The 15,334-nt window shown below is 66.0% G+C and carries 13 protein-coding genes and 1 riboswitch; of the genes, 3 read left to right on the forward strand and 10 right to left on the reverse strand.

Annotated features, from left to right (window positions below; translation table 11 throughout):
- Position 1: 1 nt before the first annotated feature.
- Positions 2–115, reverse strand: a riboswitch (SAM riboswitch).
- Positions 116–308: 193 nt separating this feature from the next.
- The 4 genes from hisN to CXQ91_RS02380 form a co-directional block, all read right to left on the reverse strand.
- A complete protein-coding gene (gene hisN, locus CXQ91_RS02365; protein ID WP_104172301.1) occupies positions 309–1,121 on the reverse strand; it encodes a histidinol-phosphatase in 813 nt (270 codons plus the stop codon).
- Between the two features lie 111 nt (positions 1,122–1,232).
- The gene (locus CXQ91_RS02370) at positions 1,233–2,348 is read right to left on the reverse strand and encodes a ribosome small subunit-dependent GTPase A (RefSeq protein WP_104172302.1); all 1,116 of its coding nucleotides are present in this window, start codon (positions 2,346–2,348) and stop codon (positions 1,233–1,235) included.
- Positions 2,338–3,714, reverse strand: a complete 1,377-nt coding sequence (aroA, locus tag CXQ91_RS02375) for a 3-phosphoshikimate 1-carboxyvinyltransferase (protein WP_104172303.1) — start codon at positions 3,712–3,714, stop codon at positions 2,338–2,340. The genes CXQ91_RS02370 and aroA overlap by 11 nt, the downstream gene beginning before the upstream one ends.
- A gap of 6 nt (positions 3,715–3,720) precedes the next feature.
- Positions 3,721–4,269 carry a DoxX family protein gene (locus CXQ91_RS02380; protein WP_104172304.1) on the reverse strand — a complete coding sequence of 183 codons (549 nt, stop codon included), beginning with the start codon at positions 4,267–4,269 and terminating at the stop codon, positions 3,721–3,723.
- Between the two features lie 365 nt (positions 4,270–4,634).
- Here CXQ91_RS02380 and CXQ91_RS02385 point away from each other — a divergent pair, with 365 nt between their 5' ends.
- Positions 4,635–5,408 carry a sigma-70 family RNA polymerase sigma factor gene (locus CXQ91_RS02385; protein ID WP_258073796.1) on the forward strand — a complete coding sequence of 258 codons (774 nt, stop codon included), beginning with the start codon at positions 4,635–4,637 and terminating at the stop codon, positions 5,406–5,408.
- Positions 5,405–5,665, forward strand: coding sequence for a mycothiol system anti-sigma-R factor (gene rsrA / locus CXQ91_RS02390; RefSeq protein WP_028270137.1), 261 nt, complete (start codon positions 5,405–5,407; stop codon positions 5,663–5,665). Before CXQ91_RS02385 ends, rsrA begins: the two co-directional genes overlap by 4 nt.
- 100 nt (positions 5,666–5,765) lie before the next feature.
- Here the strand turns inward: rsrA and CXQ91_RS25670 are convergent, their stop codons facing one another.
- The 6 genes from CXQ91_RS25670 to CXQ91_RS02420 form a co-directional block, all read right to left on the reverse strand.
- Positions 5,766–5,840 carry a 50S ribosomal protein bL37 gene (locus tag CXQ91_RS25670; protein WP_104061284.1) on the reverse strand — a complete coding sequence of 25 codons (75 nt, stop codon included), beginning with the start codon at positions 5,838–5,840 and terminating at the stop codon, positions 5,766–5,768.
- An 83-nt stretch (positions 5,841–5,923) separates the two neighbouring features.
- Positions 5,924–6,547 (reverse strand): PadR family transcriptional regulator, encoded by a 624-nt coding sequence (locus CXQ91_RS02400; protein WP_104172305.1) that lies wholly within the window; start codon positions 6,545–6,547, stop codon positions 5,924–5,926.
- Positions 6,548–7,375, reverse strand: coding sequence for a DUF4097 family beta strand repeat-containing protein (locus CXQ91_RS02405; RefSeq protein ID WP_104172306.1), 828 nt, complete (start codon positions 7,373–7,375; stop codon positions 6,548–6,550).
- Between the two features lie 80 nt (positions 7,376–7,455).
- Entirely contained in the window at positions 7,456–8,742 is a 1,287-nt protein-coding gene (locus CXQ91_RS02410; RefSeq protein ID WP_104172307.1) for a serine hydrolase, read from the reverse strand.
- Positions 8,743–8,864: 122 nt separating this feature from the next.
- On the reverse strand, positions 8,865–9,464 hold the full coding sequence (locus CXQ91_RS02415) for a GDSL-type esterase/lipase family protein (RefSeq protein WP_104172308.1): 600 nt from the start codon (positions 9,462–9,464) through the stop codon (positions 8,865–8,867).
- A 159-nt stretch (positions 9,465–9,623) separates the two neighbouring features.
- The gene (locus tag CXQ91_RS02420; RefSeq protein WP_104172309.1) at positions 9,624–13,433 is read right to left on the reverse strand and encodes a multifunctional oxoglutarate decarboxylase/oxoglutarate dehydrogenase thiamine pyrophosphate-binding subunit/dihydrolipoyllysine-residue succinyltransferase subunit; all 3,810 of its coding nucleotides are present in this window, start codon (positions 13,431–13,433) and stop codon (positions 9,624–9,626) included.
- A gap of 295 nt (positions 13,434–13,728) precedes the next feature.
- On the opposite strand from CXQ91_RS02420, the gene CXQ91_RS02425 reads away from it, so the two are divergent.
- Positions 13,729–15,228, forward strand: coding sequence for a GuaB1 family IMP dehydrogenase-related protein (locus tag CXQ91_RS02425; protein WP_104172310.1), 1,500 nt, complete (start codon positions 13,729–13,731; stop codon positions 15,226–15,228).
- Positions 15,229–15,334 lie beyond the last annotated feature (106 nt).

Raw genomic sequence — 15,334 nt, forward strand, 5'->3', positions numbered from 1 at the left:
GGATCCGCGCTTGCCGGGTCCGTTCCGGACCGGCCTGGTCGTCACCCGGGGCACCCCACCGCGAATGGAGGGTTGCCGGCCAGCAAACCGGGGTTTCGCGCTGGCACTCGTGACCTGTTTCGAGATTAGGACATTCGCGGCGCCGCGGGAAAGCCACGCCAATTATTAAGCCGTTTGTTACGCAAGCCGGGAGAAGCGGGCTCCGGCCGAATAAACGACGGCGGACACCCCCTTGGGAGGGGTGTCCGCCGTCGTTCATTCTGCAGTCCGTCTATGCGTCCGCACCGGGTTCCAGTGCGGTGCACCCGTCAGAGGAGGTCGTCGAGGTCCGGGTTCAGCCGCTTGAGGACTTCGGAGTGGAGGATCGAGTTGGTGGCCAGGGCGTTTCCGCCGAAGGGGCCGTCCACTCCCTCCAAGGACGTGAAGCGGCCGCCCGCTTCGGTGACAATCGGCACCAGCGCGGCCATGTCGTAGAGGTTCAGCTCCGGCTCGCAAGCGATGTCCACGCATCCCTCGGCCACCATGCAATAGGACCAGAAGTCGCCGTAGGCGCGGGTCCGCCAGACCTCCTCGGTGAGGCCGAGGAACTCGTCCAGGTTGCCGCGTTCCTTCCAGCCGCCCAGGCTCGAGTAGGAGAGTGAAGCGTCCGAAAGCTCGGACACGTTCGAGACCTTCAGCCGCGTGGCCGCAGCAAGGGACCGCCCCATGTAGGCGCCGGCGCCCTTCGCGGCCCACCAGCGCTTGCCCAATGCCGGCGCGCTGACCAGGCCAACCACGGGTTCGCCCTCATCCACGAGGGCGATCAGGGTGGCCCAGACAGGCACGCCACGGACGAAGTTTTTGGTGCCGTCGATCGGATCGATGATCCAGCGGCGGGAACCATGCCCGGAACTGCCGAACTCTTCGCCGAGGACGGCGTCGCGCGGGCGGGAGCGCGAGAGCTGTCCGCGGATGGATTCTTCAGCTGCCTTGTCAGCATCCGTGACCGGGGTAAGGTCCGGTTTGGTTTCAATCTGAAGGTCCAGTGCCTTGAAACGGCTCATGGTCTGGGAGTCAACAGAGTCGGCCAGGACATGGGCGAGGCGCAGGTCATCGTTGTAGCTCGAAGCGGGTTGGGTCATGCTTCCAAACTACCGTCTCTGCGGCCGGCCGGCTGGGAGGCCACGTCCTGCACCGTGCTGCCCGTGAACCCGCCCCGTGGCGGGGCCCCGGGCACAGGCGGCGAAACGGCGCTACGAAACAATGCCGAGTTCCTTGGCTTCCTGCGCTTCCATCCGGGGATCGGTGCCGAGCAGACGGCGCAGTGACGCCAGCCGCGCTGCGCCGGACGGCCCTGCGTGCCCTTCGGACACCCAGGCGTCCACTCCGCAGTTAACGGCGGAGGAATCATGCTTGCAGCCACGTTCGCAGGCATCCGTGCCGGGTTCGAGATCGGGAAAGGACCGGAGGATCCGGTCCGGGTCCACGTGCGCGAGGCCGAATGACCGGATGCCCGGTGTGTCGATAATCCAGCTCCCGGCGGGCGCGTCACTGATCCGCAGGGCCAGTGCCGACGACGACGTGTGCCGTCCCCGCCCGGTGACGGCGTTGACGCCTCCGGTAGCGCGCTCTGCGCCGGTCAGGGCGTTGACCATGGTGGACTTGCCCACCCCGGAATGGCCAAGCATGACCGTCACCTTGCCGTCGAGGTGGGCACGCAGCTGCGACACGGCGTCGCTGTCGAGCCGGGCGGACAGCCCGTCATCGGAGCGCGCATCGATTCCCGAGGCGGCCGCATCGGCGGTCTTGCTGATGATCACGGGGAAGTCCAGGTGCCGGTAGTTGGACAGGAGTTCGGTGGGGTCCTTGACGTCCGCCTTGGTGACGAGGAGCAGCGGCTCGATCCCGGCGTCGTACGCCGCCACCAGGGCGCGGTCAATAAAACCGGTGCGCGGTTCGGGATTGGCCGCGGCCACGACCACTACGAGCTGGTCGGCATTCGCGACCACCGCCCGTTCGATCGGGTCGGTGTCATCGGCGCTGCGCCGCAGGAGCGTGTGGCGGTCCTGGATCTTCACGAGCCGGGCAAGGGTGTCCGGCTCGCCGGAGACATCGCCGACGAGGGACACGAAGTCACCGGCCACCACCGGCGAACGGCGCAATTCGCGCGCCCGCGCCGCGATGACAATGCGTTCGTTGCCGGTATCCTCGCCCACCACAGCCGTGTAGCGGCCGCGGTCCACGGTGATGATGCGTCCGGTCACGGCGTCGTCATGGCTGGGCCGGTCCTTGGTCCGGGGACGGGTACCTTTCTTGTTGGGGCGGATCCGGATATCGGACTCGTCCCAGGAACCGGTGCTACGCCCCACTGGCCTGTTCCGTCTGCCGGCCAAGCTGCGTCAGCATGGCTTCCCACAATTGCGGGAAGTCCGGCATGGTCTTGGCTGTGGTGCCGATGTCTTCGACTTCGACTCCGTGGACGGCGAGGCCCAGGATTGCCCCCGCCGTCGCCATGCGGTGGTCAGCGTAACTGTGGACGACGCCGCCGTGGAGCGTCGCGGGCCGGATCACCAGGCCATCGGCTGTTTCCTCGGCATCCCCGCCCAGGCGGTTGATTTCGGTGACGAGGGCGGCAAGCCTGTCCGTCTCATGGCCCCGGAGGTGCGCTATGCCGCTGAGCCGCGAGGGGCCGGTGGCCAGCGCGCACAAGGCGGCCACTGTCGGCGCCAGTTCACTGGTGTCGGCGAAGTCTGCGCCCTTGATTTCGGGCCCGCCTGTGACGGTGAGTGTCCCGTTGTCCAGTGTGACGGTGGCACCCATCTCTGCCAGGATGCTGCGCCAAAGATCGCCCACCTGCGTTGTGGGCGCCGGCCAGTTGGGAATGCGGACCGTGCCACCCGTTGCCAGCGCCGCGGCGAGGAAGGGACCGGCGTTGGACAGGTCCTGTTCAATGCGGCGGTCGAACGCCCGGATGGAGCCAGGTGCCACGATCCAGTGGTTCGGGACGGAATCGTCGACGGACACGCCGACTTCGCGCAGAACGGCCACGGTCATGTTGATGTGGTCCAGGCTCGGCACGGGCTTGCCGACGTGTTCCAGGTGCAGGCCCTCGGTGAAACGCGCGCCCACAAGGAGAAGTGCCGACACGAACTGCGATGATGCGCTCGCGTCAATCACCAGGTGGCCGCCGCGCACTTCGCCCGTGCCTTCCACTACGAAGGGAAGCGACGTCGGCCTCGTCCCGTCGGCGGCAGTGACCTCAACGCCGAGGGCAGCCAGTGCCTCGATGATGGTGTTCATGGGCCGCTTGCGGGCGTGCGGATCGCCGTCGAATACGGTGGCTCCGTTGCGGAGCGCAGCCACCGGGGGGACAAAGCGCATCACGGTTCCGGCGAGGCCACAGTCGATGGCGGTACCGGCCGCCGCCGCGTCCGGGCTGAGCGGCGTGATCTCGAGGTCAGGCCCGAACGAGCCGTCGCCCGGGACCTCACGGATACCGGCTCCCAGCTGGCGCAGGGCCTGGATCATCAGCGCGGAGTCGCGCGAATGCAGGGGTGCGCGGAGGCGGGACGGGCCGTCGGCCAGGGCGGCAAGGACCAGGTACCTGTTGGTCAGCGACTTGGAGCCCGGGACGGTAACCGTCGCGTTGACCGGTGTTTCGGCGAACGGTGCGGGCCAGTGGATTCCGTCCGCAGGTGTTGAGGGAGCCGGGGTGGTGGGGGCGGTGCCTGTCATTCGTGCCTATGCTTTCACTGCGTGGTCCACGGCTTTGCGGACGGCCTTGTCGGCCTTCTTAAGCTGCTTGCCGGTGGTCTTGCGGACGTCCGAAGTCAGGTGGCTGGCACCCTTGCGGGCATCAGCGGCCAGGTGCTCGGCCCGCCAGGCCAGGCTCGGCTTGCCGGCGGTGTCCACGGAGGCCAGCAGCACGCCGCCGGTGAGCGTGACGTTCTTGAGGAGCTGGGTGCGGCGGGCGTCCCGTGCTTCCTTGGACGTGATATCCGCGCTGCGCCACTCGACGTAGGCATTCAGAACTGAAATAACCGCGAGCACGGAGGCGGCGAGCCGGGCCGATTTGCCCAGGGCGAACAGCACTCCGGCGCCCACCTGGGTGCCACCGATGACCCGGGCCAGCACCTTTTCGTTCGTGGCGAACGGCAGGGAGTCCGCCGCACGCCGCAGCAGGGGGGACAGCTGCGTCGCAGTGTCATCCGCGTTCTTTAGCTTGTCCAGGCCGGCGAGGACGAAACTGGAAGCCAGCATGGGCCGGGCGAGAAAACGGACTAAGGACATGAATTTCCTCCTGGGTGGACGAGCCGCGGAACTTCTGCGGGGGAACCGGTTCTAGTCTTGCACTTTTGCGGAATATTTGCCCGCCGGACGTGGTTGTGAAAAGCAGGTCCCAAATGAGTCAGGGGCCGTGCATGGGCGCGGCCTTGGGACGTTTGCGGACGCCGGGCGGTTGCACGCCCAGAGCGTCAGCGCGGGGCGTCAACAGCAAGGGCCCCCACAGTAAGGACACAGAGCGGAGATGGAGCTTGACATTGGTTAGGGACAGCGTGAAACTCGTCGCCCCGTTGGAGTTCCCCGGACGCGACGGCGAAGCCGGCGGACTACCGCCGGAAACTGCCGCGCGCGTCACAGTAGACTTGAAGGCAATGAGCACCATTGATCCGGCCGTTGCGGCCATATATGAGGCTGCCGGAAACGACGCCAAGACCATCAGCGAGTCCCCGAAGGACGCTGCGGCCCGCCCTGGCGGCGAGCCGCAAGCTGTGGAGACGGGCGCTGCGGAGGCGGAAGTCGACGTGGTGTCCGAGACCCCGGAGCAGCGCAGGCAGCGGTTTGAACGCGACGCCATGCAGTACGTCGACCAGCTCTATTCCGCTGCCATGAGGATGGCGCGGAACCCTGCTGACGCAGAAGACCTGGTCCAGGAGGCGTACACCAAAGCCTTCTCCGCGTTCCACCAGTACAAGCCCGGCACGAACCTCAAGGCATGGCTCTACCGGATACTCACGAACACGTACATCAACCTGTACCGCAAGAGGCAGCGCGAGCCGCTCCAGTCGAACTCGGACACGATTGAGGACTGGCAGCTGGCACGGGCGGAGTCGCACACCTCAACGGGTCTGCGCTCCGCGGAAGCCGAAGCACTGGACCACCTTCCCGATTCCGATGTGAAGCGGGCCCTGCAGGCGATCCCGGAAGAATTCCGGCTCGCGGTGTACTTCGCTGACGTGGAGGGTTTCGCCTACAAGGAAATCTCGGACATCATGAACACCCCCATCGGCACCGTGATGTCCCGGCTCCACCGCGGCCGGAAAATGCTGCGGGACATGCTCGCGGACTATGCCGCAGAGCGGGGTTTCAAAGCCGCAACCGATTCAGGCGCAGCGGCCGAAAGCACAAAACAGGAGAACAGGAAATGAGCGACTGCCAGGGACTGGGCGATTGCGACGACGCCCGGATGCAACGTATTTACGAATACCTGGACGGTGCGTTGACACACAGCGACATCGCCGAGATCAAGGATCACCTGGACGGTTGCCCGGAGTGCCTTGAGGAGTACGATCTCGAGTGCGTCATCCGCAAGGTGGTCAAGCGGTCCTGTACGGAAGCCGCCCCGGAGAACCTGAAAAACGCGATCTTGGACCGGATCCACTCGATTCGTCCCGTGGAGGCCTAGCTCCCCGCGGCAGCCCGCCCCGGATGTTAAAGCGAAGGGCCCCGGAAACCATGTGGTTTCCGGGGCCCTTCGCTTTAAAGCTCATGTTCCAAACCGTAGTTTAGGCGTTGGGGCGCTTCCCGTGGTTCGCGCCGCCACGCTTACGGTCACGACGTTTACGTGCTCGCTTGCTCATAGCTGGCCTCCTTAATCTTGGTACTCAAAAGAGCTGCCCTCAAGTCTCCCACATCACGCGACGGCCCGCGAACCGAGTCCGGCTCAGTGACTGTCTGCCTTCAGCGAGTTGCGGATGGATATCCGGGCCTGATCCAGTACCGTTCGGATCGTTTCCAGCGTGACGCCGCTGATGGGGGCGGAGCTGGCCCGAACCCGAAGCTCAACCCGGAGGCTGTCCCTGAAGGCCTGGAGCAGCATTTCCGCTTCCTTCAGCGTTCGGTCGCTTTCGGGGCCATGCCGGGTTCCGCGGTCGGGAAATGCGGCGGATCGTGCTGATGACCTCGCAGCTTCCGCGGTGGCGGCAAGGTCGGCCCGGAGTCCGCGCATATTAGCGCGGATGTCCTCGCGCAGGTTGTCGGCCAGCCTGCGCACGGAGTCCGAAATATCATTTTCGACTCCGGCGAGTTCGTCCCTGCGCCGGTTGAGCTCCACCAGCCCGGCCGGCGTGATGCGGTAGTTGGTGCGGCGCCCCTCGGACTCGGTGGCCACGAGCCCCTCTTCCTCCAGCTTGCCCAGCCGCGGGTAGATGGTGCCGGCGCTGGGGGAGTAGGTTCCCCCGAACCGCTCGCTGAGGGCCTTGATGAGTTCGTAGCCGTGTTTGGGGCCGGACTCCAGCAGGGAGAGGAGATAGAGGCGCAGTGCGCCATGGGCGAAGACCGGAGGCATCTAGGCCCCCGTTTCGGCTTCGGCGGGCGACTCGCTGTGGATGATGGACGTCTTTCCGGAGATGGAGTTGGTCCGGACCAACATAAGCTGCGTATCCGGGCCGGCGATGGTTTGGACCTTGCCGCCGGGCTGGACGTATTTATGGTCGTCGATGACCACAGCGCCGCTGGCGGACTTTGCCACGATGTCCACGCCGACGTCCTGGGGCACCCGGACGGTGAGGTCACCTGACACTGAATTCGCCCCGAAGTCGTGGGTGAAGCCGTGCAGGTCAAAGCTCATGTCGCCGCTCACGGTGTTGGCGCGGATGTTGCTGAACCGGCCCGAGGCGGTGACTTCGCCGGAGACGCTCTTGGCGGTGAGGACGCCGTCGTGGTTCCGGGCGATGACTTCGCCGCTGACCGTGTTGACGTGGAGTTCGCCGGCGGTGCCGTCCGCCATGACTGATCCCGAGACGGTACTCAGCCTCGTATGCCCGCTGATCCCGGAGACGAGGCCGTCGCCGCTGACCGTGCCGGCCTCGACTTCGACTCCGGCCGGGAGCGCAATGCTGATCACGATGGAGTTGGTGCTGTTGTTGTGGACCGTTCCCATGAGGTTCTTGAACCAGCCCTGGGCGCCTTGAAGCTGGTGGCGCACCTCGAGCCTTCCGTTGGCCAGGGTCACCGTCAGCGGGTCGCCGTGTATTTCGGATACTTCGATCCGCGTGACATCCTCGGCGTGGGTGACCACATCGAACCGGCCCCGGATGATTCCGAGTTTGAGTGCCCTGACGCCGTCGACGTCGATGGTCTGCGGACCGGTGACGGTCCAGGTGTTGTCGTCCACAGTTCCTCCAAGTTGCGATATATCGTGAATATGAATTGACGATATATCGCGTCTTGGCCGAAAGCAAGAGTCGACAGCCGTTAGCGGTAGAGCTTCCCGATGAGGGTGCGGGCGATCGCCGTCGCCGGGTCCCGGCCGTCCGGCGTCGGGGCCAGGTTGGTCCAGACAACCAGGGTGACCTTGTTCCCGGGGTCGTAGCCGGCGAAGCTGTTGAACCCGGGCAGTTCACCGGTGTGCCCGAAAAGGTTGCCGAATTTTGCGATCCCCAACCCGTAGAGGGCGCCGCCCGGGTCGTCGGCCTTAACCGGCTGGAGGCTATCCAAACGCAATTTCTGCAAGTCCGGCCCCAGCACCTTCCCGCCGCCGAGCGCTTCGGCCCAGGTCGCCAAATCCTCCGCCGTCGAGATTCCCGCACCGGCCGCCCAGCCCCATGACGGGTTCATGGCTGTCTGGTCCGTGGGCTGGAGCGTCCCGTCGGCGGCAGCCTTTTGCATGTCTTCGGGGAGGGCGCGGTCGTCGAGGGTCAGCACGTTGTTCCCGAACATGTACCCCTGCGGATGCGGGGCGGGAATGTCGTTGGACGCCCGCTCGGGAAACACGGATCCGGTCAGGCCAAGCGGCTTGAACAGCCTGTCGCGGAAGGCCGCTGCCAGCGGTTTACGGTCCAGGGCTTCCGCGATCAGGCCAAGAAGCACCGTATTCGTATTGGAATAGTGGAAGCCCTCGCCGGGAGGAAAGTACGGCGAGTTGCGGAAGGCAACGGCGAGCAGTTCGTCGGTGTTCCACGTCTTCCCGGGATCCGAGTCGAGGACCTGGTTTACTGCCAGGGCCTCCGTGTAGTTGTAGAGCCCGCTGCGCATCGTCAGCAGCTGCTCGATGGTGATATTGGCACCGTTCGGTACATCCGGGCGGTAGTCCGCCACCGGGTCGTCGAGCTTGATCCTGCCTTCCTGGACCAACTGCAGGATGACCGTGGCGGTCCACGTCTTGGTGATGGAGCCGATCCGGACGTGGTCTTCCGGCGTCACCGGATCGGATCCGCCAATGCTTCGCACGCCGTAGGTGCGCGTGAGGTTGCCGCCAGGGGTCCGTAGCAACATCACTGCCCCGGGGACGCGCAGTTCGCGGGCAGCTTCGCTGAAGGTCTGCTCAAGCGCGGCCTGGTCAAATGGGTGCAGCGCGCTGTCTCCCGCCGAAGGTGCCGGTGTACCGCTGGCGGCGTTGGACGGCGACGTTGAGGCTGAGTTCGACCCCGGGCTGGACGGAGCGGGAGACTGGCCCGGACTGCATCCTGCCAGGGCAAGCATCAGTGCCACGGCCAGGGCTGCCGGGGCACGGGAGGCCTTGGAATTTCCGGGAGCGGTCATGACCCACAACCTTCTGTCGACGGCGCTATGGGGCCATTGGGTCACGGGCACGACTCAGGTGTCAAGCCTTACCGGGTACGGTGCAGCAAATTGCCCACGGCGCCGCGGCAGGGATTTGGTTCTTACTCCGGAGCAGCGATGCCGAGCCACTGGAACCAGCCGCGGTGCAGCACCAGCCAGGCCATCAGTCCGTAGCCGGCCTGTCCCGGTGTGCCGCTGTTGGCGGCGAGGTCCTGGCGCCACTGCTCGTGGTTGAGCAACGGCGAAAACGTGTCAACGTAGAGGTGCTTGCGCCGTGTGGTGACGTCCGCGAACGCCGTGTTCAGTTCACCCAACCGCCGGTTTTGCGCCGGATCGAGCGACGGCGGCGGGCCCACCACAAAGACCTCGATTTTGTTCTGCGATGCGGAGTCCAGGATGTTGGCGAGGTTCAGCCGGCTGCGGGCCGTGGACAGCCCGAACTCGACGTCGCGCCCGCTGAGTCCGATCACGAGCCGGTTTTCGTGGTTGTTGCCGAAGCGGCGCCCGGCCTCGTCAAGCCACCGGGCGGCCAGGCCTTCGGTGCCTTCCTGCGGACAGGGGAGGGCATAGCACTCAACGGTGATGCCGTCCTGCGGAGTGCGGGCCAGCACGCGGCCCAGCCAGCCCAGCGCCCGGGGATCGCCCAAGCCGGCCAACAGTTCATCTCCAACAGCCGCAATCCGCAGCTTCCTGTCTTCCACGACTACCTCTTAACCTCAATATGCAACTAAATTCAGCGTTCCATGGAAACGGGCTCCCGGCCAACTCCGGCGGCGGACGGTCTGTTGGCGGCAGCCCCTTCCATTAAGCAGCGCTGCCCGGCCGGAGTCGTTTCGAGCTCCGACCGGGCAGCGTTCAAGCTACTTCCGTGCGAACGCCTGCTTAAGGAGGGCATCCTGCTCCGCGGCGTGCCGCTTCATGGAACCGGCGGCCGTGGAGGCCGAGGCCGGACGGGAAACCAGCCTGACCCTGCGGTCCAGGGCCTCGGGCAGGTTCAGGCCCATGAACGGCCACGGACCCTGGTTGGCCGGTTCGTCCTGTGCCCACACCACTTCGGCGTTCGGGTACTTGGCGAGCTCGGCAGCGATTTCAGCGGCGGGCAGCGGGTAGAGCTGCTCGACGCGGACGATCGCGGTGGTCTTGTCGCCGGTCTTCTGCCGGGTGGACAGGAGATCGTAGTACAGCCGGCCGGAGACCAGCAGCACACGCTCGACAGCATCTGCCTGCAGGTGCTCGTGCTCGCCGATGACGGGCCGGAAGGCGCCCGTGGTGAAGTCCTCCACGGACGAGGCTGCGGCCTTCAGGCGGAGCAGCTGCTTGGGCGTGAAGATGATGAGCGGCTTCCGCGGCCGGCTGTACGCCTGGCGGCGCAGCAGGTGGAAGTGGGAGGCCGACGTCGTGGGGTTGGCCACGATCATGTTCTCTTCGGCGCACATCTGCAGGAAGCGCTCGATCCGTGCGGAAGAGTGGTCCGGTCCCTGGCCTTCGTAGCCGTGGGGCAGCATGAGCACCAGCGAGGAGCGCTGGCCCCACTTCTGCTCGGCCGAGGAGATGAACTCATCAATGATGGTCTGGGCACCGTTGACGAAGTCACCGAACTGCGCTTCCCACAGGACCAGCGCGTCAGGGCGCTCCACCGAGTAGCCGTACTCGAAGCCCATGGCGGCGTATTCGGATAGCAGGGAGTCGTAGATCCAGAGCTTGGCCTGGTCATCGGAAAGGTTGCCGAGGGGCAGCCACTCGTTGCCGTTGGCGCGGTCGTGGAACACAGCGTGGCGCTGCACGAAGGTGCCGCGGCGGGAGTCCTGGCCGGCGAGCCGGACGGGGACGCCTTCCATGATGAGCGAGCCGAAGGCTGCGATCTCGCCAAAGCCCCAGTCGATGCCGCCTTCGCGTGACATCTGTTCCCGCTTCTCCAGCAGCTGCTTGAGCTTGGCGTGGACGGTGAAGCCCTCGGGGATTTCAACGTGTGCCTTGCCGATGCGCGCCAGGGTTTCGGCGGAAATCGCGGTGGAGACCGGTGCGTTGATGCCGAAGTCGGCCTGCTGGGCGATGGGCCGTTCGATGTCCGACACGGCGGCGGAATCCGCAGTGATGATCGGGATCGGGGAGGTCTGGGCCGCGTGGGTTTCTGCGAAGACGCGTTCCAGCCGTTCCTGGTAGTCGCGAAGCAGCTGCTCGGCTTCTTCCTCGGTGATGTCGCCTCGGCCGATCAGCGATTCGGTGTACAGCTTGCGCACCGAACGCTTTGCTTCGATCAGGTTGTACATCAGCGGCTGGGTCATCGAGGGGTCATCGCCCTCGTTGTGCCCGCGGCGCCGGTAGCAGACCATGTCGATGACGACATCCTTGTGGAAACGCTGGCGGAACTCGTAGGCGAGCTGGCCGATGCGGACCACGGCCTCCGGGTCGTCGCCGTTTACGTGGAACACCGGCGCCTGGATCATCTTGGCGACGTCCGTGGAGTAGGTGGAGGAACGTGACGAGGACGGCGCGGTGGTGAAGCCGACCTGGTTGTTGACGACCACGTGGATGGTACCGCCGGTGCGGTAGCCGCGCAGCTGGGAGAGGTTGAGCGTTTCCGCGACCACACCCTGGCCTGCGAAGGCGGCGTCACCGTGCACCATGATGGGCAGCACGGGGAAGGCCTCGCCCTGGTCCAGGCGGTCCTGCTTGGCGCGGACGATGCCTTCGAGGACCGAGTCCACGGCCTCGAGGTGCGAGGGGTTGGCGGCGAGGTAGACCTTGGTCTCCTTGCCGTTATCCGACGTGAAGGTGCCCTCGGTGCCGAGGTGGTACTTGACGTCGCCGGAGCCCTGCACGGAGCGCGGGTCCTGGGTGCCTTCGAATTCGCGGAAGACCTGTGCGTAGGTCTTGCCGGCGATGTTGGTGAGCACGTTCAGGCGACCGCGGTGGGCCATGCCGATTGCGACTTCGTCGAGGTTGTCGTCGGCCGCATCGGAGATGATGGCGTCCAGCAGCGGGATCAGCGATTCGCCGCCTTCCAGCGAGAACCGCTTCTGGCCCACGAACTTGGTCTGCAGGAAGGTTTCGAAGGCTTCCGCAGCATTGAGCTTGGATACGATGCGCAGCTGCTCTTCGCGGCTCGGCTTGGAGTACGGGTGCTCCAGCTGGTCCTGGAACCACTTGCGTTCGGCCGGGTCCTGGATGTGCATGTATTCGATGCCGGTGGTGCGGCAGTAGGCGTCGCGGAGAACGCCCAGGATGTCGCGGAACGCGAGCATGGGCTTGCCGCCGAAGCCGCCGGTGGGCCACTCGCGGTCCAGATCCCACAGGGTCAGTCCGTAGGTGAGGACGTCCAGGTCAGGGTGCTTGCGCTGGACGTACTCCAGGGGATCCGTGTCCGCCATGAGGTGGCCGCGGACACGGTAGGAGTGGATGAGCTGCTGGATCCGGGCGACCTTGTTGATCTGGTCGGCGGGGTCAACCTGCAGGTCCGGGCTCCAGCGCACGGGTTCGTACGGGATGCGCAGGGACTCGAAGATCTCGTCATAGAAGTTCTGCGCGCCCAGCAGGAGCTGGTGCACGAGCTTCAGGAATTCGCCGCTGCCGGCACCCTGGATGACGCGGTGGTCGTAGGTGGAGGTCAGCGTGAGGACCTTGCTGATGGCGTTGTGCGCGATGATCTTCTCGCTGGCGCCCTGGAACTCGGCCGGGTAATCCAGTGCGCCGACGCCGATGATGGCCGCCTGGCCCTTGGAGAGGCGCGGCACGGAGTGCACGGTGCCGATGCCGCCCGGGTTGGTCAGGGACACGGTGGTGCCCGAGTGGTCATCCGCCGTCAGCTTGCCGTTGCGGGCGCGCTTGATCAGGTCCTCGTAGGTGTGCCAGAACTCGGAGAAGTTGAGGGTCTCCGCCTTCTTGATGTTCGGCACCATCAGCAGGCGGGTGCCGTCAGGCTTGGGCATGTCGATGGCGATGCCGAAGTTCACGTGTGCCGGCTGGACCGCTACGGGCTTGCCGTCCACTTCGTCGTAGTAGACGTTCATGGAGGGGAACTGGGACAGCGCACGGATGACGGCATAGCCGATCAGGTGCGTGAAGGAGACCTTGCCGCCGCGGGCGCGGGCCAGGTTGGAGTTGATGACCACGCGGTTGTCGATCAGCAGCTTGGCAGGGATGGCCCGGACGCTGGTGGCGGTGGGAACCTCCAGGCTGGTGACCATGTTTGACGCGATGGCCTTCGCCGGTCCGCGAAGGACGGAGACGACGTCCTCTTCGGGTGCCGTGGGGGCCTTGATGTTCTTGGGCAGCTGTGCCGGGATCGGCGGGGTGCCGGCGGACTCGGGCTTCTTTGCGCCGTCGCGGGCAATAGTGGCAGGAGCTTTCTTTGCCGGGGCTGCCTGCGGCTGGGCGGCAGCGGGCTGGGCAGGAGCAGCCGGCTTGGCAGGGGCTGCCGGCGACGCTGCCGGTGCTGCCGCAGCGGGAGCTACAACTGGAAGTTCGCGAGTTGCGGGGTCGGCGGGCGCCGGTGCCCCCGAGGTCCCGTTGGAAGACGAGCTGTCACCGGCGTCGAAAGATTCGAACAGCGGCCACCACTTGGCATCAACCGTGTTCTTGTCCTGCTGGTAACGCTCGTACAGTTCGTCAACGAGCCACTCGTTTCCGCCAAATTCCTCTGGTAGACGGTGGCTAGGCTGCTCTGGCACTTGAAATACGCCTCTTCCATGAGTTTGATTTCCCTCTGGTCGCCTTCGGTGCCTCAGCACAACAATCGAACCAGTTTCTGCGTCCTGTGAACCCAGACCTTTGCCAGTCTAGTGACGATTCTTGGTTAACTGCCAATAAGGGTGACCCAAATCATGTAGCGGCGAAACTATTGCGGGAATAAGCCTCCGGGGCCGTCTCCGGAGCCGTCCCCGGCGTCGTCCCCGGCGCCGTCCCGCTGGGGGCGCGCCCTCGCCTAGACTCGCAGTGAGAACCCCTTTTCGACGAGGAGCAGCCGTGCGTTTTCTGAGTGAACCGTCCACCGACCTGACTTATTCGGACGCCTTCCTGGTGCCCTCGCGTTCGGACGTGACGTCACGGCTGGATGTGGACCTTGCAGCCGACGACGGCACCGGCTCGTCCATCCCGCTGGTGGTGGCCAACATGACCGCCGTGACCGGAAAGCGGATGGCCGAGACAATGGCCCGCCGCGGCGGGCTGGCGGTCCTGCCGCAGGACGTTCCGCTGGAGGTGCTCCGGGACGTCACAGACTGGATCAAGTCCCGCCACACGGTATTCGAAACTCCGGTGAGCCTGCTGGCCTCGGAAACCGTCATCGACGCCCTCCACCTGATGGGCAAGCGGCCGCACGGGGCGGTCGTGGTGGTGGACGACGCCGGCAAGGTTGCCGGGGTGGTCCGGGCGGCGGACTGCGAGGGGCAGGACCGTTTTGCCTCCCTCGCATCCGTGATGCGGCCGGCCCTGGTGCTCGGCGCCGCCGACTTCGGCGCCGGCGCCGGCGCCGCGGCTGGCGCGGCGGACGGGGCGGGAACAGGCCCGGCCGCCCGTGACGCCTCGCTCCGTGCTGCTTTTGCGGCCATGGACTCCGCGGGTACGGACTTCGCGCCCGTTCAGCTCGGCAGTTCCCTCGCGGGGGTCCTCACCCGCAAGGGCGCCCTTCGTTCCACCATCTACCGGCCGCTGCTGGACGCGGAGGGGAAGCTCAAGGTGGCTGCCGCCGTCGGAATCAATGGTGACGTGGCGGGCCGGGCCGCGGAGCTGCTGGCCGCCGGAGTGGACATACTCGTCATCGATACGGCCCACGGGCACCAGCAGAAGATGTTCGACGCCCTCGCGGCCGTCCGCCGCCTGGACCCCTCCGTTCCCCTCGTGGCCGGGAACGTCGTGACTGCGGACGCCACCCGCGAACTGATCCACGCCGGCGCGAACATCGTCAAGGTGGGCGTTGGACCGGGCGCCATGTGCACCACCCGCATGATGACGGCGGTCGGCCGCCCGCAACTGTCCGCCGTGCTTGAGTGCGCGGCTGCGGCGCGCGCCGCGGGAGGGCGGATCTGGGCCGACGGCGGCGTGCGTTACCCGCGTGACGTTGCCCTGGCGCTGGCGGCCGGGGCAAGCCAGGTGATGATCGGCTCGTGGTTCGCAGGTACCCACGAAAGCCCGGGGGATCTGCAGCCGGATGCGAACGGCCGCCTATATAAGGAGAGCTTCGGCATGGCGTCGGCCAGGGCGGTGCAGAACCGCAACCAGCGTGAAGGCGCCTTCGAAAAGGATCGGAAGGCGCTCTTCGAAGAAGGCATATCCACGTCGCGCATGTATCTGGACCCCGCCCGGCCGGGTGTGGAGGACCTCGTGGACATGATCACCGCCGGACTTCGCAGTTCCATGAGCTATGCCGGCGCCGCCGACCTCGCCGGCTTCCGCGAGCGTGCCGTTGCCGGAATCCAGTCTGCGGCCGGTTACGAGGAAGGCCGGCCCGTTCCGCAAAGCTGGTGAGGGGTGCGTGCGAAGGAGCGGCGGCGGCTGCCCGGCCGCCGCTCCGGTACGCCGTGGCTGCTCCTGTAGACTGAAACTCTTATGGACAGTAATTCTAGGTGCCGGC

Source organism: Arthrobacter sp. Y81 (assembly GCF_002929335.1).
Lineage (GTDB): Bacteria > Actinomycetota > Actinomycetes > Actinomycetales > Micrococcaceae > Arthrobacter.

Coding starts and splice junctions, on each gene's coding strand:
- CXQ91_RS02385 (WP_258073796.1), top strand. CDS start 4,635: ATGAGCACCATTGATCCGGCCGTTGCGGCCATATATGAGGCTGCCGGA.
- CXQ91_RS02410 (WP_104172307.1), bottom strand. CDS start 8,742: ATGACCGCTCCCGGAAATTCCAAGGCCTCCCGTGCCCCGGCAGCCCTG.
- CXQ91_RS02380 (WP_104172304.1), bottom strand. CDS start 4,269: ATGTCCTTAGTCCGTTTTCTCGCCCGGCCCATGCTGGCTTCCAGTTTC.
- aroA (WP_104172303.1), bottom strand. CDS start 3,714: ATGACAGGCACCGCCCCCACCACCCCGGCTCCCTCAACACCTGCGGAC.
- CXQ91_RS02400 (WP_104172305.1), bottom strand. CDS start 6,547: ATGCCTCCGGTCTTCGCCCATGGCGCACTGCGCCTCTATCTCCTCTCC.
- hisN (WP_104172301.1), bottom strand. CDS start 1,121: ATGACCCAACCCGCTTCGAGCTACAACGATGACCTGCGCCTCGCCCAT.
- rsrA (WP_028270137.1), top strand. CDS start 5,405: ATGAGCGACTGCCAGGGACTGGGCGATTGCGACGACGCCCGGATGCAA.